The organism is Streptomyces sp. NPDC004788 (genome assembly GCF_053601115.1).
This window is the reverse complement of the sequence record NZ_JBSGBF010000036.1, coordinates 1-17,456: the sequence shown is the minus strand read 5'-3', so window position 1 is coordinate 17,456 and position 17,456 is coordinate 1. Positions and strand designations below refer to the sequence as shown.

The following is a 17,456-nucleotide window of genomic DNA, read 5'->3' as shown; positions in this document are numbered from 1 at the left end:
AGTGACGGCCCTTCGTCTCGTACGAGTCTGTGCGCGCGATCAGAGGATGCGCACCGCGCCCGACGGCGGGTCCCAGTCCAGGTCGCGCTCGACGACGCCGGTGGACGGGTTCTGCGCGCCGACGTACTTGCCGCCGCCGACGTAGATGGCGACGTGGTACGAGCCGCTGCGGGAACCCCAGTAGAGGACGTCGCCCGGCTGCAGGTTGCTCAGGGAGACGGAGGTGCCCATGCTCGACTGCTCGTAGGAGATGCGCGGCAGGTCGATGCCGGCCTGGCGGTAGGCGGCCTGCACGAGGCCGGAGCAGTCCCAGGAGTTGGGACCGGTGCCGCCGGAGACGTAGGCGTCGCCGATCTGGGCCTTGGCGAAGGCCACGATCGCGGCGGCGGAGCCGGTGGCGACCTGCGCGCTGCTGCCGGTGCTCGACATGGAGCTGTACGACGACGAGGAGCCCGCGGAGAGCGAGGTGCGCGTCGCGGTACGGGAGGCGCGCTCGCGGGCCTCGGCGCGGGCCTTCTCGGCGCGCTCGGCCTCGGCCTTGCGCTCGGCCTCCGCCTTGGCCTTCTTGGCGTCCTTCGCGGCCTTCTGCAGCGCCGCGTCCTCCTGGGAGGCGAGCGCCTGGTCCAGGGCCTCCTGCTGGGACGCCTCGGCGGAGGCGGAGACGGCGCTGGCGAGATCGGCGTCGAGGGAGCCCAGGGTGGGCATCTCGAGGGTCTTCTCGGTCACCGGCTCGGCGTTCGCCGGCGCGGCGGCACCGGCCACCGCGATGGTGCTGAGAACGCCACCGGCAACTCCGGCCCGGAGCGCGAGCTTCGAGGCGCTCTGTCGGGGCTTCCGGTGGCTACGTATGTGAGCGGTCTGGGACATGAGAACAACCGCTATCAGGGCTTCAGGGTTCCCTTCAAGAAACGTGGGTTGCGCCACAGTTACGTACGGAACCACTTAATCCGCTTCTCTGACACCCTTATTGACGCCGTAACGGGCAAATCGGTCAGGGCTCAACACCCTCTTGATCACGTGTTTTCAATGAAACGTCCGAATTGCCCGCCGCTTACCACCTCTTCACGTCGATGGCCAAGCCCCGTTCTTCTGGCGACCGGGATCGAGTGACGCAGGTCACATCCCGGCTCGTGAACGCGTGCACACGTCCACCGCGGTACACCGGACCCCTCGACCGGGCGACGGCCGGTTCCCTTATCACTCGTCCGCGCCTCAGTGCCAATTTGCCTGTAGGGCCCAACTCTTGATAGTGCGACACCCCTCTCGACCAGCGATTTCCGGTACGGGTGTCACATCTGGTGATCACCTGGGCGCTTCGAGTGGCAAGATCACCGCTCATCCGACTTCATGATCCTTCGTCAGGTGGTGGAGATCACAAAGTCGTTGGTGTACCCCGTGTCGCAGATCACAGAGGGGCGGGCTTAAGATACGCGGCAGCCGGGCTTGTGAACTGCCTCACATGGGGGCGATCTTTCAGGGCCCCGGCGGTGCGGTCCAACGGTCAAGGACGACTGGAAGGAGCGAGGAGCGTGAATGCGTACGCGCCCATCCTCGTGCTCGGTGCCCTGGGAGCCGGGTTTGCGATCTTCTCCGTGGTCATGGCCACGCTAATCGGGCCAAAGCGGTACAACAGGGCAAAACTTGAGGCGTACGAGTGCGGCATCGAACCCACGCCGACGCCGGCCGGGGGCGGTCGCTTCCCGATCAAGTACTACCTGACGGCGATGCTCTTCATCGTCTTCGACATCGAGATCGTCTTCCTCTACCCCTGGGCCGTCACCTTCGACGCCCTGGGGCTTTTCGGGCTCGTGGAGATGCTGCTCTTCGTGCTCACCGTCTTCGTCGCCTACGCCTACGTGTGGCGGCGCGGCGGCCTGGAATGGGACTGAGGGGCTGAGGAGCACCCATGGGACTCGAAGAGAAGCTGCCGAGCGGTTTCCTGCTGACGACCGTCGAACAGGCCGCGGGCTGGGTCCGGAAGGCGTCCGTCTTCCCCGCGACCTTCGGCCTCGCCTGCTGCGCCATCGAGATGATGACGACCGGCGCCGGCCGCTACGACCTGGCTCGCTTCGGCATGGAGGTCTTCCGCGGCTCGCCGCGCCAGGCCGACCTGATGATCGTCGCCGGCCGCGTCAGCCAGAAGATGGCGCCCGTCCTGCGACAGGTCTACGACCAGATGCCGAACCCCAAGTGGGTCATCTCCATGGGGGTTTGCGCGTCCTCGGGCGGAATGTTCAACAATTACGCGATTGTCCAGGGCGTCGACCACATCGTCCCGGTCGACATCTACCTGCCGGGCTGCCCGCCGCGCCCGGAGATGCTGATGGACGCGATCCTCAAACTCCACCAGAAGATCCAGACCTCCAAGCTCGGCGTGAACGCCAAGGAGGCGGCCCGCGAGGCGGAGGAGGCGGCGCTCAAGGCGCTGCCCACCATTGAGATGAAGGGTCTGCTCCGGTGAGCGACGAGACACCCAACCCCGAGAAGGAGCTGAGCGCCCAGAACCTGCCGGGCCAGCGCGGGGAGCACGGCGAGGAGGTCCGCGTCCAGCGCGGCATGTTCGGCGCCGACAACGGCGGCGACACCTCGGGCTACGGCGGCCTGGTCCGCTCGATCAGACTTCCCGGCGAGGCCACCCGCCCTTACGGCGGCTGGTTCGACGAGGTCGCCGACGAGCTGGAGGGCGCCCTGGAGGAACAGGGCCTGGTCCCCGAGAACGCCATCGAGAAGACGGTCGTCGACCGCGGCGAGCTCACCTTCCACATCGCGCGCGAGCACCTCGTCCGGGTCGCCCGCACCCTGCGCGACGACCCCGCCCTGCGCTTCGAGCTGTGTACGGGCGTCTCCGGCGTCCACTACCCCGGCGACAAGGGCCGCGAGCTGCACGCCGTCTACCACCTGCGCTCGCTCACCCACGGCCGGCTGATCCGCCTGGAGGTCTCGGCCCCCGACGCCGAGCCGCGCATCCCGTCGCTCGTCGCGGTCTATCCGACCAACGACTGGCACGAGCGCGAGACGTACGACTTCTTCGGCATCGTCTTCGACGGCCACCCCGCCCTCACCCGGATCATGATGCCGGACGACTGGCAGGGCCACCCGCAGCGCAAGGACTACCCGCTCGGCGGCATCGCCGTCGAGTACAAGGGCGCCCAGATCCCGGCTCCGGACCAGCGGAGGTCGTACTCGTGAACACGGCAGAGAACACCGCGCAGAGCCCCGACGCGTCCGACGCGCGCGAGACCACCGAGGGCACGGTCTACACGGTCACCGGCGGCGACTGGGACGAGGTCGTCCAGTCCGCCGCCAAGGCCGACGACGAGCGCATCGTCGTCAACATGGGCCCCCAGCACCCGTCCACCCACGGCGTGCTCCGGCTCATCCTGGAGATCGACGGCGAGACCGTCACCGAGGCCCGCTGCGGCATCGGCTACCTCCACACCGGCATCGAGAAGAACCTCGAGTACCGGACCTGGACGCAGGGCACCACCTTCGTCACCCGCATGGACTACCTCACCTCGTTCTACAACGAGACGGCGTACTGCCTCGCCGTGGAGAAGCTGCTCGGCATCACCGACGACATCCCGGACCGGGCCAGCATCATCCGGGTGCTCCTCATGGAGCTCAACCGGCTCTCCTCGCACCTGGTCTGCATCGCCACCGGCGGCATGGAGCTCGGCGCCACCACGATCATGATCTACGGCTTCCGGGACCGCGAGATGATCCTGGACCTGTACGAGCTGATCACCGGCCTGCGCATGAACCACGCCTACATCCGGCCCGGCGGCCTCGCCCAGGACCTCCCGCCCGGCGCCGTCGACGCCGTGCGCGAGTTCGTGAAGACGATGCGGAAGAACCTGCCGGAGTACGACAAGCTCGCCACCGGCAACCCCATCTTCAAGGGCCGCATGCAGGACGTCGGCTACCTCGACCTCACCGGCTGCATGGCCCTCGGCGCCACCGGACCGATCCTGCGCTCCGCGGGCCTCCCGCACGACCTGCGCAAGACCGACCCGTACTGCGGCTACGAGAACTACGAGTTCGAGGTGCCCACCGCCGACAGCTGCGACGCCTACGGGCGCTTCCTGGTCCGCCTGGAGGAGATGCGCCAGTCGCTGCGGATCGTCGAGCAGTGCCTCGACCGGCTGGAGCCCGGACCGGTCATGGTCGGCGACAAGAAGATCGCCTGGCCCGCCCAGCTCGCCCTCGGCCCCGACGGCCTCGGCAACTCCCTCGACCACATCAAGAAGATCATGGGCACCTCCATGGAGGCCCTGATCCACCACTTCAAGCTGGTCACCGAGGGCTTCCGGGTCCCGGCCGGACAGGCGTACGCGGCCGTCGAGTCGCCCAAGGGCGAACTCGGCGTCCACGTCGTCTCCGACGGCGGCACCCGCCCCTACCGGGTCCACTTCCGCGACCCGTCGTTCACCAACCTCCAGGCCATGGCGGCGATGTGCGAAGGCGGCCAGGTCGCCGACGTCATCGTCGCCGTCGCGTCCATCGACCCCGTGATGGGAGGCGTCGACCGATGACGGAGAACGTGAGTCTCGGGATGCCCCAGCTGCCCGCGCCCGACTACCCGGCCGAGGTCCGCGCCCGGCTGGAGGAGGACGCGCGGGCGATCATCGCCCGCTACCCGGGGTCCCGCTCCGCGCTCCTGCCGATGCTGCACCTCGTGCAGGCGGAGGAGGGCCACGTGACCCGCACCGGCATGCGGTTCTGCGCCGACATGCTGGACCTCACCACCGCCGAGGTCACCGCCGTCGCCACCTTCTACACCATGTACCGCCGCAAGCCGTCCGGCGACTACCAGGTCGGCGTCTGCACCAACACCCTGTGCGCGGTCATGGGCGGCGACGCCATCTTCGAGGAGCTCAAGGAGCACCTCGCCGTCGGCAACGACGAGACGACCCCCGACGGCAAGGTCACCCTCGAACACATTGAGTGCAACGCGGCCTGCGACTACGCGCCCGTCGTGATGGTCAACTGGGAGTTCTTCGACAACCAGACGCCCGAGTCGGCCAAGCGGCTCGTCGACGACCTGCGGGCCGGCCGCCCCGTCTCGCCCACCCGCGGCGCGCCCCTGTGCACCTTCAAGGAGACCGCCCGGATCCTGGCCGGCTTCCCCGACGAGCGCGAGGGCGCCGTCGAGGCGTCCGGCGGCGCAGGACCGGCCTCGCTCGTCGGCCTGCGCCTGGCCAAGGGCGAGACCCAGCCCACCCGAATCGTCCACCCGCGCGGCGAGACAGCCAGTGGGGAGGGAGCGTGATGACCTTGGCGGCCGAGATCAACAACAGCAGCCCGGAGAAGCTGCTCTCACCCGTCCTGTCGGCCTTCTGGGACCAGCCCGACTCGTGGACCCTGGAGACCTACCGCCGGCACGACGGCTACGAGGGCCTGCGCAAGGCCCTCGCGATGTCGCCCGACGACCTCATCGCGTACGTCAAGGACTCGGGCCTGCGCGGCCGCGGCGGCGCGGGCTTCCCCACCGGCATGAAGTGGCAGTTCATCCCGCAGGGCGACGGCAAGCCGCACTACCTCGTCGTCAACGCCGACGAGTCCGAGCCCGGCACCTGCAAGGACATCCCCCTCCTCTTCGCCAACCCGCACTCCCTCATCGAGGGCATCGTGATCGCCTGCTACGCGATCCGGTCCAGCCACGCCTTCATCTATCTGCGCGGCGAGGTCGTGCCCGTCCTGCGCCGCCTGCACGAGGCCGTGCGGGAGGCGTACGAGGCGGGTTACCTCGGCCGGAACATCCTGGGCAGCGGGCTCGACGTCGAAGTCACCGTGCACGCCGGCGCCGGGGCGTACATCTGCGGCGAGGAGACCGCGCTGCTCGACTCGCTGGAAGGACGCCGCGGCCAGCCCCGGCTGCGTCCCCCCTTCCCCGCGGTCGCCGGCCTGTACGCGTGCCCCACCGTCGTGAACAACGTCGAGTCCATCGCCTCGGTTCCCGCGATCCTGAACCGCGGCAAGGACTGGTTCACGTCGATGGGCACCGAGAAGTCCCCGGGCTTCACGCTCTACTCGCTCAGCGGCCACGTCGCCTCGCCCGGCCAGTACGAGGCCCCGCTCGGCATCACCCTGCGCCAGCTCCTCGACATGAGCGGCGGGATGCGGCCCGGCCACCGGCTGAAGTTCTGGACCCCGGGCGGCTCCTCCACCCCGATGTTCACCGACGAGCACCTCGACGTCCCGCTCGACTACGAGGGCGTCGGAGCCGCCGGCTCCATGCTCGGCACCAAGGCGCTGCAGTGCTTCGACGAGACGACGTGCGTGGTGCGGGCGGTGACCCGCTGGACCGAGTTCTACGCCCACGAGTCCTGCGGCAAGTGCACGCCCTGCCGCGAAGGCACGTACTGGCTCGTCCAGTTGCTCCGCGACATCGAGGCCGGCAGGGGCGTCATGTCCGACCTCGACAAGCTGAACGACATCGCCGACAACATCAACGGCAAGTCGTTCTGCGCCCTCGGCGACGGCGCCGCCTCGCCGATCTTCTCCTCGCTGAAGTACTTCCGCGAGGAGTACGAGCAGCACATCACGGGCAAGGGCTGCCCCTTCGACCCCGCCAAGTCGACCGCCTGGGCGGACAAGCACCGGGAGGTGAACGCATGACCGTCACCACGTCCGCCCCCGGAGGGGGAGGTGCCGCGGTGCCCCCTGAGGACCTCGTCACGCTGACCATCGACGGCATCGAGATCTCCGTCCCCAAGGGGACCCTGGTGATCCGCGCCGCCGAGCAGCTCGGCATCGAGATCCCCCGCTTCTGCGACCACCCGCTCCTCGACCCGGCCGGCGCCTGCCGCCAGTGCATCGTCGAGGTCGAGGGCCAGCGCAAGCCGATGGCGTCCTGCACCATCACCTGCACCGACGGCATGGTCGTCAGGTCGCAGCTGACCTCGCCGGTCGCCGAGAAGGCCCAGCACGGCGTGATGGAGCTGCTGCTCATCAACCACCCGCTGGACTGCCCGGTCTGCGACAAGGGCGGCGAGTGCCCGCTGCAGAACCAGGCCATGTCGCACGGCCAGGCCGAGTCCCGCTTCGAGGGGAAGAAGCGGACCTACGAGAAGCCGATCCCGCTCTCCACGCAGGTGCTGCTCGACCGCGAGCGGTGCGTGCTGTGCGCGCGCTGCACCCGCTTCTCGCAGCAGGTCGCCGGCGACCCGATGATCGAGCTGATCGAGCGCGGCGCGCTCCAGCAGGTCGGCCTCGGCAACAGCGACCCCTTCGAGTCGTACTTCTCCGGCAACACCATCCAGATCTGCCCGGTCGGCGCGCTGACCTCCGCCGCGTACCGCTTCCGCGCCCGGCCCTTCGACCTGGTGTCGTCGCCGAGCGTGTGCGAGCACTGCGCCGGCGGCTGCGCGACCCGCACCGACCACCGGCGCGGCAAGGTCATGCGCCGGCTCGCCGCCGACGACCCCGAGGTCAACGAGGAGTGGATCTGCGACAAGGGCCGGTTCGGCTTCCGGTACGCGCAGCAGCGCGACCGGCTGACCACGCCGCTCGTGCGCGATCCCGAGACCGGCGTCCTGGAGGCGGCGTCCTGGCCGGAGGCCCTGGAGGCGGCGGCGCGCGGGCTCGTGCGCGGGCGCACCGGCGTGCTGACCGGCGGCCGGCTGACGGTCGAGGACTCCTACGCGTACGCCAAGTTCGCCCGGGTCGCCCTCGACACCAACGACGTCGACTTCCGGGCCCGGATCCACTCGGGCGAGGAGGCCGACTTCCTGGCCTCGGTCGTCGCGGGCCGCGGCCGTGACCTGGACGGCAGCGGGGTCACGTACACCTCGCTCGAAGCCGCTCCGGTGGTGCTCCTCGTGGGCCTGGAGGCCGAGGAGGAGGCGCCCGGCGTCTTCCTGCGGCTGCGCAAGGCGTGGCGGAAGAAGGGGCAGCGGACCTACGCGGTCGCCTCGCACGCCACCCGCGGCCTGGAGAAGGCCGGCGGCACGCTGCTCGCCGCCGCGCCCGGCACCGAGACGGAGTGGCTGGACGCCCTCACCTCCCGGGTCGGGCTCTCCGCGGACGGCCTCGCCGCCGCCGAGGCGCTGCGCCAGGACGGCGCCGTCATCGCCGTCGGCGAGCGGCTCGCCGGGGTGCCCGGCGCGCTGACCGCCGCCGTCCGGGCCGCGACCGCCACCGGCGCGAAGCTGGTGTGGATCCCGCGCCGGGCCGGTGAGCGCGGCGCCGTCGAGGCGGGCGCCATCCCGGCGCTGCTGCCCGGCGGGCGGCCCGCGACCGATCCCCGCGCCCGCGAGGAGGTCGCCGCCGTGTGGGGCGTGCGCGAACTGCCGCACGGCTACGGCCGCGACACCGGCCAGATCGTCGAGGCCGCCGCCACCGGCGAACTCGCGGCCCTGCTCGTCGCGGGCGTCGACGTCGACGACCTGCCGGACCCGGCCCGCGCCCGCGAGGCGCTCGACGCGGCCTTCGTCGTCTCCCTGGAGCTGCGCCCCGGCGCGGTCACCGAGCGGGCCGACGTGGTCCTGCCGGTCGCGGCGGTCGCCGAGAAGCCCGGCACCTTCCTCAACTGGGAGGGGCGGGCCCGGCTCTTCGAGGCGGCGCTGAAGCCGGAGCACATGACCCGGCCGCTGCCGCCGACCGACGCGCGCGTGCTGCACATGCTGGCCGACGCGATGGACGCCCACCTGGGGCTGCCCGACCTGCGGTCGATCCGGCGCGAGCTGGACCGGCTGGCCGGCTGGACCGGCGAGCGGGCCACCGAGCCGGCCGAGCCCGGCCAGGCCGCCGCCCGCCCCGGCGACGGCGAGGCCGTCCTCGCCGGACACCGCCTCCTGCTCGACCTGGGCCGCCTCCAGGAGGGCGACGAGGCGCTGGCCGGCACCCGGCACGCCGCCGTCGCCCGGCTCTCCGCCGGCACCGCGGAGGCCACCGGCGTCAAGGACGGCGATCTCCTCGAAGTCACCGGCCCGGCCGGCTCGGTGACCTTCCCGCTGGCCGTCACCGAGATGCCCGACCGGGTGGTCTGGCTCCCGCTGAACTCCGCGGGCCACGGCGTCCTCACCGACACCGGCGCCCGCCCCGGCGACCTGGTCCGCATCGGCCCGGCGACCCCGAAGGAGGTGGTGGAGGCGTGAACACGCTGCTCGCCGCGGAAGACCTGTCCATGTTCGGCACGGACCCCTGGTGGCTCGTCGCGGTCAAGGCCGTCTTCTGCTTCGCGTTCCTCATGGTGACCGTGCTCCTCGCCATCGTGTGGGAGCGCAAGGTCGTCGCGTGGATGCAGCTGCGCGTCGGCCCCAACCGGCACGGCCCCTGGGGCCTCCTCCAGTCCCTCGCGGACGGCGTCAAGCTGATGCTCAAGGAGGACCTGATCGTCAAGCGGGCCGACAAGGCGGTCTACATCCTCGCTCCGGTCGTCGCCGCCATCCCGGCGTTCATGGCGATCGCCGTGATCCCGTTCGGCCCGGCCGACGACGAGGTGTCGATCTTCGGCCAGCGCACCACGATGCAGCTCACCGACCTGCCGATCGCGATGCTCTACATCCTCGCGGTCGCCTCCGTCGGCATCTACGGCATCGTCCTCGCCGGCTGGTCGTCCGGCTCCACGTACCCGCTGCTCGGCGGACTGCGCTCGGCCGCGCAGATGATCTCGTACGAGATCGCCATGGGCGCCGCCTTCGCCTCCGTCTTCCTCTACTCCGGGTCGATGTCGACCTCGGCGATCGTGGAGGCGCAGGCCGACCGCTGGTACATCGTGCTGCTCCCGGTCTCCTTCCTCATCTACGTCGTGACGATGGTCGGCGAGACCAACCGCGCCCCCTTCGACATGCCGGAGTCCGAGGGCGACCTGGTCGGCGGCTTCAACACCGAGTACTCGTCGATCAAGTTCGCGCTGTTCATGCTCGCCGAGTACGTGAACATGGTGACCGTCTCGGCCGTCTCCACCACCCTCTTCCTGGGCGGCTGGCGCGCCCCGTGGCCGATCTCCGGCTTCTGGGAGGGCGCCAACCACGGCTGGTGGCCGATGCTGTGGTTCGTCATCAAGGTCCAGCTGCTGCTGTTCTTCTTCATCTGGCTGCGCGGCACGCTGCCCCGCGTCCGCTACGACCAGCTGATGAAGCTGGGCTGGAAGGTGCTCATCCCGGTCTCCGTGGTGTGGCTGATGCTCGTCGCCACCGTCCGGGCGCTGCGCAACGAGAACTACGACTTCCAGACGATCGTGCTGTACGTGGCCGGGGCCGTCCTCGCGGTGCTGCTGCTCTCCTTCGTCGTGGACGTCTTCCGCGACCGGAAGGCGAAGGACGAGGCCGCGAAGGCGCCCGCCCCGGCCCCGTTCGACCCGATGGCCGGCGGCTTCCCCGTACCGCCCCTGCCCGGACAGTCCCTGCCGCCCGTACCGCGGCGTCGGCCCCGCGGCGAGCGGGAGCTGATTGTCAGTGGTGGCCCCGATACTGCTACTGCGAGTGATGGAAAGGAGACGGACGGTGTCTGACTTCCAGAATCCGGTGGCCGGCTTCGGCGTGACCTTCAAGGCCATGTTCAAGAAGCGGCTGACCGAGCAGTACCCGGAGCAGCAGAAGACGACGGCGCCCCGCTTCCACGGCCGGCACCAGCTCAACCGTCACCCCGACGGTCTGGAGAAGTGCGTCGGCTGCGAACTGTGCGCCTGGGCCTGCCCGGCCGACGCCATCTACGTGGAGGGCGCGGACAACACCGACGAGGAGCGCTACTCGCCGGGCGAGCGGTACGGGCGGGTGTACCAGATCAACTACGCCCGCTGCATCCTGTGCGGCCTGTGCATCGAGGCGTGCCCCACGCGCGCGCTGACGATGACCAACGAGTTCGAGCTGGCCGACTCCTCCCGCGAGAACCTGATCTACACCAAGGAGCAGCTCCTCGCGGGGCTCACCGAGGGCATGGTCGACACCCCGCACGCCCTCTACCCGGGCACGGACGAGCAGGACTACTACCGCGGCTCCGTCACCGAGGCCGCGCCCGGCACGGTCCGTCAGGTCGCCGTCTCCAAGGGAGAGAAGGGCGAGGACGCCCCGGAGGAGGTGGACGCATGAGCGCGCTCGCGGCGTACAGCACGTCCACCGGTGAGGCGTTCCAGTTCTGGGTGCTCGGCACCTTCGCCGTCATCGGCGCGCTGTGCACGATCCTGATGAAGAAGGCCGTCCACGCGGCCCTCTGCCTCGCCGGCACCATGATCATCCTGGCGGTGTTCTACCTCGCCAACGGCGCCTACTTCCTGGGCATCGTCCAGATCGTCGTCTACACCGGCGCGATCATGATGCTGTTCCTCTTCGTCGTCATGCTGGTCGGCGTCACCGCCGCCGACTCGCTGAAGGAGACCATCAAGGGACAGCGCTGGTGGGCCGCCGCCTGCGGGCTCGGCTTCGGCATCCTGCTGATCGCCGGTCTCGGCCACGCCTCCCTGAAGGAGTTCGACGGGCTCGGCGCGGCCAACACGGCCCACGGCGGAAACGTGGAGGGCCTCGCCGCCCTCCTCTTCACCAAGTACGTCTTCGCCTTCGAGATCACCGGCGCCCTGCTCATCACCGCCGCCGTCGGCGCCATGGTGCTCACCCACCGCGAGCGCACCGAACGCGCCCGCACCCAGCGCGAGCTGTCCGAGCAGCGCGTGCGCGAGGGCAAGCACCTGCCGCCGCTGCCCGCACCCGGCGTCTACGCCCGGCACAACGCGGTGGACATCGCCGGCCTGCTGCCCGACGGCACCCCGGCCGACCTCACCGTGATCTCGACGCTGCGCAAGCGCGGCCAGATCCGGGACGTGTCGCAGGAGGCGCTGGCGGACCTCAAGGCCCTGGAGCAGCGCTCCGAGGAGCGCCTGGGCCGCGACCGGGACGCGGTCCGGGACATCCGTGACGGAGAGGAGGCCACGCGGTGAACCCCGTCAACTACCTGTATCTCGCCGCCCTGCTGTTCACCATCGGCGCGATCGGGGTGCTCATCCGACGGAACGCGATCGTGCTCTTCATGTGCGTCGAGCTGATGCTGAACGCCTGCAATCTCGCGTTCGTCACCTTCTCCCGCATGCACGGCAACCTCGACGGCCAGATCATCGCCTTCTTCACGATGGTCGTCGCCGCCGCGGAGGTCGTCGTCGGACTCGCGATCATCGTGTCCGTCTTCCGTGCCCGTCACTCGGCCTCGGTCGACGACGCCAGCCTGATGAAGCTGTGAGGGGCTGACCGTGGACAACCTCATCGCGCTGCTGATCGCGGCGCCCCTGCTCGGAGCGGCCGTCCTGCTGTGCGGCGGGCGGCGGCTCGACAAGACCGGGCACTGGCTCGGCACCCTGCTCGCCGGCACGTCGTTCGCGATCGGCCTCGCCCTGTTCGCCGACATGCTCTCGAAGAGCGCCGACGACCGGACCCTGCACCAGCACCTGTTCACCTGGATCCCGGTCGAGGGCTTCCAGGCGGAGATGGCCTTCCAGCTCGACCAGCTGTCGATGACCTTCGTCCTGCTCATCACGGGCGTCGGCACGCTGATCCACGTCTACTCGATCGGGTACATGGAGCACGACGAGCGGCGCCGCCGCTTCTTCGGCTACCTCAACCTGTTCGTCGCGGCGATGCTGCTGCTCGTCCTCGCCGACAACTACCTGCTGCTGTACTTCGGCTGGGAGGGCGTCGGCCTCGCCTCGTACCTCCTGATCGGCTTCTGGCAGCACAAGCCCACCGCGGCCACCGCCGCCAAGAAGGCGTTCATCGTCAACCGGGTCGGCGACATGGGCCTGTCGATCGCGGTCATGCTGATGTTCACCACCTTCGGGACCTTCGCCTTCGGGCCGGTCCTGGCGTCGGCGGGCGAGGCGAGCGAGGGCAAGCTGACCGCGATCGGGCTGATGCTGCTCCTCGCGGCCTGCGGCAAGTCGGCCCAGGTGCCGCTGCAGTCCTGGCTCGGTGACGCGATGGAGGGCCCGACCCCGGTCTCGGCCCTCATCCACGCCGCAACCATGGTGACCGCCGGCGTCTATCTGATCGTCCGCTCCGCCGACATCTTCAACGCGGCTCCGGACGCCCGGCTCGCCGTCACCATCGTCGGCGCCGTCACGCTCCTCTTCGGTGCGATCGTCGGTTGCGCGAAGGACGACATCAAGAAGGCGCTCGCCGGCTCGACGATGTCGCAGATCGGCTACATGATCCTCGCGGCCGGCCTCGGCCCGGTCGGGTACGCCTTCGCGATCATGCACCTGGTCACCCACGGCTTCTTCAAGGCCGGGCTGTTCCTCGGCGCCGGCTCGGTCATGCACGGCATGAACGACGAGGTCGACATGCGCAAGTACGGCGGCCTGCGGAAGTACATGCCGGTCACCTTCGTCACCTTCGGCCTCGGCTACCTCGCCATCATCGGCTTCCCGGGCCTGTCCGGCTTCTTCTCCAAGGACAAGATCATCGAGGCGGCCTTCGCCCAGGGCGGCACCGAGGGCTGGATCCTCGGCTCCGCCGCCCTGCTCGGCGCGGCCATCACCGCGTACTACATGACCCGCGTGATGATCATGACCTTCTTCGGGGAGAAGCGCTGGCAGCCCGCGCCGGACGCCGACCAGGTGCCCAGCGCCGAACCGGCCGCCGAGCACGCCGCGGGACAGCTGCCGCACCCGCACGAGTCGCCGAAGTCCATGACGGTCCCGATGGTCCTGCTCGCCTTCGGCTCGGTCTTCGCGGGAGCCTTCTTCGGCATCGGCGACCGCTTCGTGAAGTGGCTGGAGCCGGTCACCGGCTTCGAGGAGGGCCACCCGCCGATCGGCGCGGCCGCCATCACCACCGCCACCGTCGCGGTCATGGTCCTCGGCGTCGGCCTCGCCTACCTCCAGTACGGGCGCCGCCCCGTGCCGGTGGTCGCCCCGCGCGGCTCGCTGCTCACCCGGGCCGCCCGCCGCGACCTGCTCCAGGACGACTTCAACCACGTCGTCTTCGTCCGCGGCGGCACCCACCTGACCCGCTCCCTGGTCTACGTCGACCACAGCCTCGTGGACGGCGTGGTCAACGGCACCGCGGCCTCGGTCGGCGGCCTCTCCGGCCGACTGCGCAAGATCCAGAACGGCTACGCACGGTCGTACGCGGTCTCCATGTTCGGAGGCGCGGCCGTGATCATCGCCGCGACCCTGCTGATGAGGGCGGTGTAACTGTCATGTCCTTTCCGCTCCTTACGGTGACGGCGGCGGTGCCCGCGGTGGGCGCCGTGCTCACCGCCGCCGTGCCCGCCGCCCGCCGCACCGCCGCCAAGTGGCTCGCGCTGCTCGTCTCGCTCGCCACGCTCGTGCTCGCCGCCGTGATCTTCGTACGGTTCGAGCCCGGCGGCGACCGTTACCAGCTCGTCGAGTCGCACGCCTGGATCAAGGACTTCGGGGTCCGCTACGAGCTGGGCGTGGACGGCATCGGGGTGGCGCTGATCGCGCTCACCGCGCTGCTCATCCCGTTCGTCATCCTGGCCGGCTGGCACGACGCCGACCCGCTGGAGACCGGGACCAAGCGGTGGCGGCCCACCCAGGGCTTCTTCGGCCTGATCCTCATGGTCGAGGCGATGGTGGTGCTCTCCTTCGAGGCCACCGACGTCTTCCTCTTCTACGTCCTGTTCGAAGCCATGCTGATCCCGATGTACTTCCTCATCGGTGGCTTCGGCGACCACGCCCACAGCGGCACCGAGGAGAACGCGGCGGCCCAGCGCTCGTACGCGGCGGTCAAGTTCCTGCTCTACAACCTGGTCGGCGGCCTGATCATGCTGGCCGCGGTCATCGGGCTCTACGTCGTCGCCGGCAACTTCTCCCTCACGGAGATCACGGCGGCGCGGGCGAGCGGCTCGCTCGACATGGCGACCAGCACCGAGCGGCTGCTCTTCCTCGGCTTCTTCTTCGCCTTCGCGGTGAAGGCGCCGCTGTGGCCGCTGCACACCTGGCTGCCGAACGCGATGGGGGAGGCCACCGCGCCGGTCGCCGTCCTCATCACCGCCGTCGTCGACAAGGTCGGCACCTTCGCGATGCTCCGCTTCTGCCTCGGGCTCTTCCCCGAGGCGTCGAAGTGGGCCACGCCGGCGATCGTCGTCCTCGCCCTCGTCAGCATCGTGTACGGGGCGCTGCTCGCCGTCGGCCAGCGGGACATGAAGCGCCTGGTGGCCTACGCGTCGATCTCGCACTTCGGCTTCATCATCATGGGCATCTTCGCGATGACCAGCCAGGGCCAGTCCGGCGCCACGCTCTACATGGTCAACCACGGCGTCTCGACGGCCGCGCTGATGCTGGTCGCCGGCTTCCTGATCTCCCGGCGCGGCTCGCGGCTCATCGGCGACTACGGCGGCGTGCAGAAGGTCGCCCCGGTGCTCGCCGGCACCTTCCTGATCGGCGGCCTCGCGACCCTCTCGCTGCCCGGACTCGCCCCGTTCGTCAGCGAGTTCCTGGTCCTCGTCGGCACCTTCGAGCGCTATCCGGTGGCCGGCATCGTCGCGACCACCGGCATCGTCCTCGCCGCGCTGTACGTCCTCGTCCTCTACCAGCGGACGATGACGGGCCCGGTGAAGGAGGAGGTCCGGAAGCTGCCCGACCTGCGGCCGCGCGAGCTGGCGGTGGTGGCGCCGCTGATCGCCGTACTGATCTTCCTCGGGGTCTTCCCGAAGCCGCTGACGGACGTCGTCAACCCGGCGGTCCAGCACACCATGTCCGATGTCCAGCAGAAGGACCCCCGGCCGACTGTGCCGATTCGAAACCTGGAGGCGGCCAAGTGAGTTCCATGGCTGTCCACAGCCTGTGGACGACGGCGGCGGCCGGGCCGATCGACAAGATCCCGGCACCCCACATCGAGTACACCCAGCTCTCGCCCGTGCTCATCGTGCTGGGCGCGGCCGTCATCAGTGTCCTCGTCGAGGCGTTCGTGCCGCGCAGGAGCCGCCACTACGCCCAGGTGTTCCTGAGCGTCCTCGCCCTCGCCGCCGCCTTCGCGGCGGTCGTCGGTCTCGCCGCCGGCGGCTACGGCTCCACCAAGGCCCACATCGCGGCCATGGGCGCCGTCGCCGTCGACGGGCCCGCCCTGTTCCTCCAGGGCGTGATCCTGCTCGGCGCGATCGTCTCGGTGTTCACCTTCGCCGAGCGCCGGCTCGACCCGGCCCGGCACGGACACAAGGTCGACTCCTTCGCCGCCGAGGCCGCCGCCGTCCCCGGCAGCGAGCAGGAGCAGGCGGCCGTGAAGGCCGGCTTCACCACCACCGAGGTCTTTCCGCTGGTCCTGTTCGCGGTCTCCGGCATGCTGGTCTTCCCGGCCGCCAACGACCTGCTGACGCTCTTCATCGCCCTGGAAGTCTTCTCGCTGCCGCTGTACCTGCTGTGCGCCGTCGCCCGCCGCAAGCGGCTGATGTCGCAGGAGGCCGCGGTCAAGTACTTCCTGCTCGGCGCCTTCTCCTCGGCGTTCCTGCTCTTCGGCATCGCGCTGCTCTACGGCTACGCGGGCTCCGTCTCGTACGCCACGATCGCCGAGGTCGTCAGCGGCGACGTCACCGCGATCGACCCGGCGCTCGCCGGCACCATGGGCAACGACGTGCTGCTGCTCATCGGCTTCGCCATGGTGATGATGGGCCTGCTGTTCAAGGTCGGCGCCGTGCCGTTCCACATGTGGACCCCGGACGTCTACCAGGGCGCCCCGACCCCGGTCACCGGCTTCATGGCCGCGGCCACGAAGGTCGCCGCGTTCGGCGCGATGCTGCGCCTGCTGTACGTGGTGCTGCCGGGGCTCACCTGGGACTGGCGGCCGGTCATGTGGGGCGTCGCCATCGTCACCATGCTGGGCGGTGCGATCGTCGCCATCACCCAGACCGACATCAAGCGGCTGCTGGCCTACTCGTCGATCGCCCACGCCGGCTTCATCCTGGCCGGTGTCATCGCGGCCACGCCGAGCGGTCTCTCGTCCGTGCTGTTCTACCTGGCGGCCTACTCCTTCGTGACGATCGGCGCCTTCGCCGTCGTCACGCTGGTCCGGGACGCGGGCGGCGAGGCCACCCACCTGTCCAAGTGGGCCGGGCTCGGCCGCCGTTCGCCGCTCGTCGCGGCGGTCTTCGCGGTGTTCCTGCTCGCCTTCGCCGGCATCCCGCTGACCTCGGGCTTCTCCGGGAAGTTCGCGGTCTTCAAGGCGGCGGCGGACGGCGGCGCGGGCGTGCTGGTCGTGGTCGGTGTGCTGTCCTCGGCGGTCGCCGCGTTCTTCTACATCCGGGTGATCGTGCTGATGTTCTTCAGCGAGCCGAAGGCGGACGGCCCGACGGTCGCGGTGCCGTCGGCGTTCACGTCGGTGGCGATCACGGCGGGTGTGGTGGTCACGCTGGTGCTGGGTGTGGCGCCGCAGTACTTCCTGGACCTGGCGAGCCAGGCGGGGGTGTTCGTGCGGTAGCGGTGGTGGTCGCCCGGTACGGCGAAGGGCCCGGCCTCCCCCCGTGGGAGGCCGGGCCCGTCGCCGTACCGACGTTTCGAGTTCAGGCCATCC

Annotated in this window: 15 protein-coding genes; 14 read left to right on the top strand and 1 reads right to left on the bottom strand. The window is 70.0% G+C overall.

Going from position 1 to position 17,456, the window contains the following annotated elements:
- Positions 1 to 39: 39 nt before the first annotated feature.
- Positions 40 to 867, bottom strand: a complete 828-nt coding sequence (locus tag ACWEJX_RS17960; RefSeq protein WP_451608391.1) for a C40 family peptidase — start codon at positions 865 to 867, stop codon at positions 40 to 42.
- 662 nt (positions 868 to 1,529) lie between these two features.
- Between ACWEJX_RS17960 and ACWEJX_RS17955 the strand changes: the two genes are divergently transcribed.
- The 14 genes from ACWEJX_RS17955 to nuoN are packed head-to-tail and all read left to right on the top strand — an operon-like array spanning position 1,530 to position 17,363.
- On the top strand, positions 1,530 to 1,889 hold the full coding sequence (locus tag ACWEJX_RS17955; RefSeq protein ID WP_030494815.1) for an NADH-quinone oxidoreductase subunit A: 360 nt from the start codon (positions 1,530 to 1,532) through the stop codon (positions 1,887 to 1,889).
- A 17-nt stretch (positions 1,890 to 1,906) separates the two neighbouring features.
- Positions 1,907 to 2,461, top strand: coding sequence for a NuoB/complex I 20 kDa subunit family protein (locus ACWEJX_RS17950; RefSeq protein WP_053654534.1), 555 nt, complete (start codon positions 1,907 to 1,909; stop codon positions 2,459 to 2,461).
- Positions 2,458 to 3,189: an NADH-quinone oxidoreductase subunit C gene (locus ACWEJX_RS17945; RefSeq protein WP_451608390.1), complete on the top strand. Its 732-nt coding sequence runs from the start codon at positions 2,458 to 2,460 to the stop codon at positions 3,187 to 3,189. The genes ACWEJX_RS17950 and ACWEJX_RS17945 overlap by 4 nt, the downstream gene beginning before the upstream one ends.
- The gene (locus ACWEJX_RS17940; RefSeq protein ID WP_451608389.1) at positions 3,186 to 4,532 is read left to right on the top strand and encodes an NADH-quinone oxidoreductase subunit D; all 1,347 of its coding nucleotides are present in this window, start codon (positions 3,186 to 3,188) and stop codon (positions 4,530 to 4,532) included. The genes ACWEJX_RS17945 and ACWEJX_RS17940 overlap by 4 nt, the downstream gene beginning before the upstream one ends.
- Before the next feature lie 20 nt (positions 4,533 to 4,552).
- Positions 4,553 to 5,269 (top strand): NADH-quinone oxidoreductase subunit NuoE, encoded by a 717-nt coding sequence (gene nuoE / locus ACWEJX_RS17935; RefSeq protein ID WP_451608450.1) that lies wholly within the window; start codon positions 4,553 to 4,555, stop codon positions 5,267 to 5,269.
- Entirely contained in the window at positions 5,269 to 6,618 is a 1,350-nt protein-coding gene (gene nuoF / locus ACWEJX_RS17930; protein ID WP_403795174.1) for an NADH-quinone oxidoreductase subunit NuoF, read from the top strand. The genes nuoE and nuoF overlap by 1 nt, the downstream gene beginning before the upstream one ends.
- On the top strand, positions 6,615 to 9,098 hold the full coding sequence (locus ACWEJX_RS17925; protein WP_451608388.1) for an NADH-quinone oxidoreductase subunit G: 2,484 nt from the start codon (positions 6,615 to 6,617) through the stop codon (positions 9,096 to 9,098). Before nuoF ends, ACWEJX_RS17925 begins: the two co-directional genes overlap by 4 nt.
- Before the next feature lie 29 nt (positions 9,099 to 9,127).
- Positions 9,128 to 10,456 (top strand): NADH-quinone oxidoreductase subunit NuoH, encoded by a 1,329-nt coding sequence (gene nuoH, locus ACWEJX_RS17920; RefSeq protein ID WP_451608449.1) that lies wholly within the window; start codon positions 9,128 to 9,130, stop codon positions 10,454 to 10,456.
- The gene (gene nuoI, locus ACWEJX_RS17915; protein ID WP_451608387.1) at positions 10,431 to 11,033 is read left to right on the top strand and encodes an NADH-quinone oxidoreductase subunit NuoI; all 603 of its coding nucleotides are present in this window, start codon (positions 10,431 to 10,433) and stop codon (positions 11,031 to 11,033) included. Before nuoH ends, nuoI begins: the two co-directional genes overlap by 26 nt.
- Entirely contained in the window at positions 11,030 to 11,875 is an 846-nt protein-coding gene (locus ACWEJX_RS17910) for an NADH-quinone oxidoreductase subunit J (protein WP_451608386.1), read from the top strand. The genes nuoI and ACWEJX_RS17910 overlap by 4 nt, the downstream gene beginning before the upstream one ends.
- The gene (gene nuoK, locus ACWEJX_RS17905; protein WP_389204911.1) at positions 11,872 to 12,171 is read left to right on the top strand and encodes an NADH-quinone oxidoreductase subunit NuoK; all 300 of its coding nucleotides are present in this window, start codon (positions 11,872 to 11,874) and stop codon (positions 12,169 to 12,171) included. Before ACWEJX_RS17910 ends, nuoK begins: the two co-directional genes overlap by 4 nt.
- Positions 12,172 to 12,181: 10 nt before the next feature.
- Positions 12,182 to 14,122, top strand: a complete 1,941-nt coding sequence (nuoL, locus tag ACWEJX_RS17900) for an NADH-quinone oxidoreductase subunit L (protein ID WP_451608385.1) — start codon at positions 12,182 to 12,184, stop codon at positions 14,120 to 14,122.
- Positions 14,123 to 14,127: 5 nt separating this feature from the next.
- A complete protein-coding gene (locus tag ACWEJX_RS17895; RefSeq protein ID WP_451608384.1) occupies positions 14,128 to 15,714 on the top strand; it encodes an NADH-quinone oxidoreductase subunit M in 1,587 nt (528 codons plus the stop codon).
- A complete protein-coding gene (gene nuoN / locus ACWEJX_RS17890; protein ID WP_451608383.1) occupies positions 15,711 to 17,363 on the top strand; it encodes an NADH-quinone oxidoreductase subunit NuoN in 1,653 nt (550 codons plus the stop codon). Before ACWEJX_RS17895 ends, nuoN begins: the two co-directional genes overlap by 4 nt.
- The last annotated feature ends 93 nt before the right edge of the window (positions 17,364 to 17,456 follow it).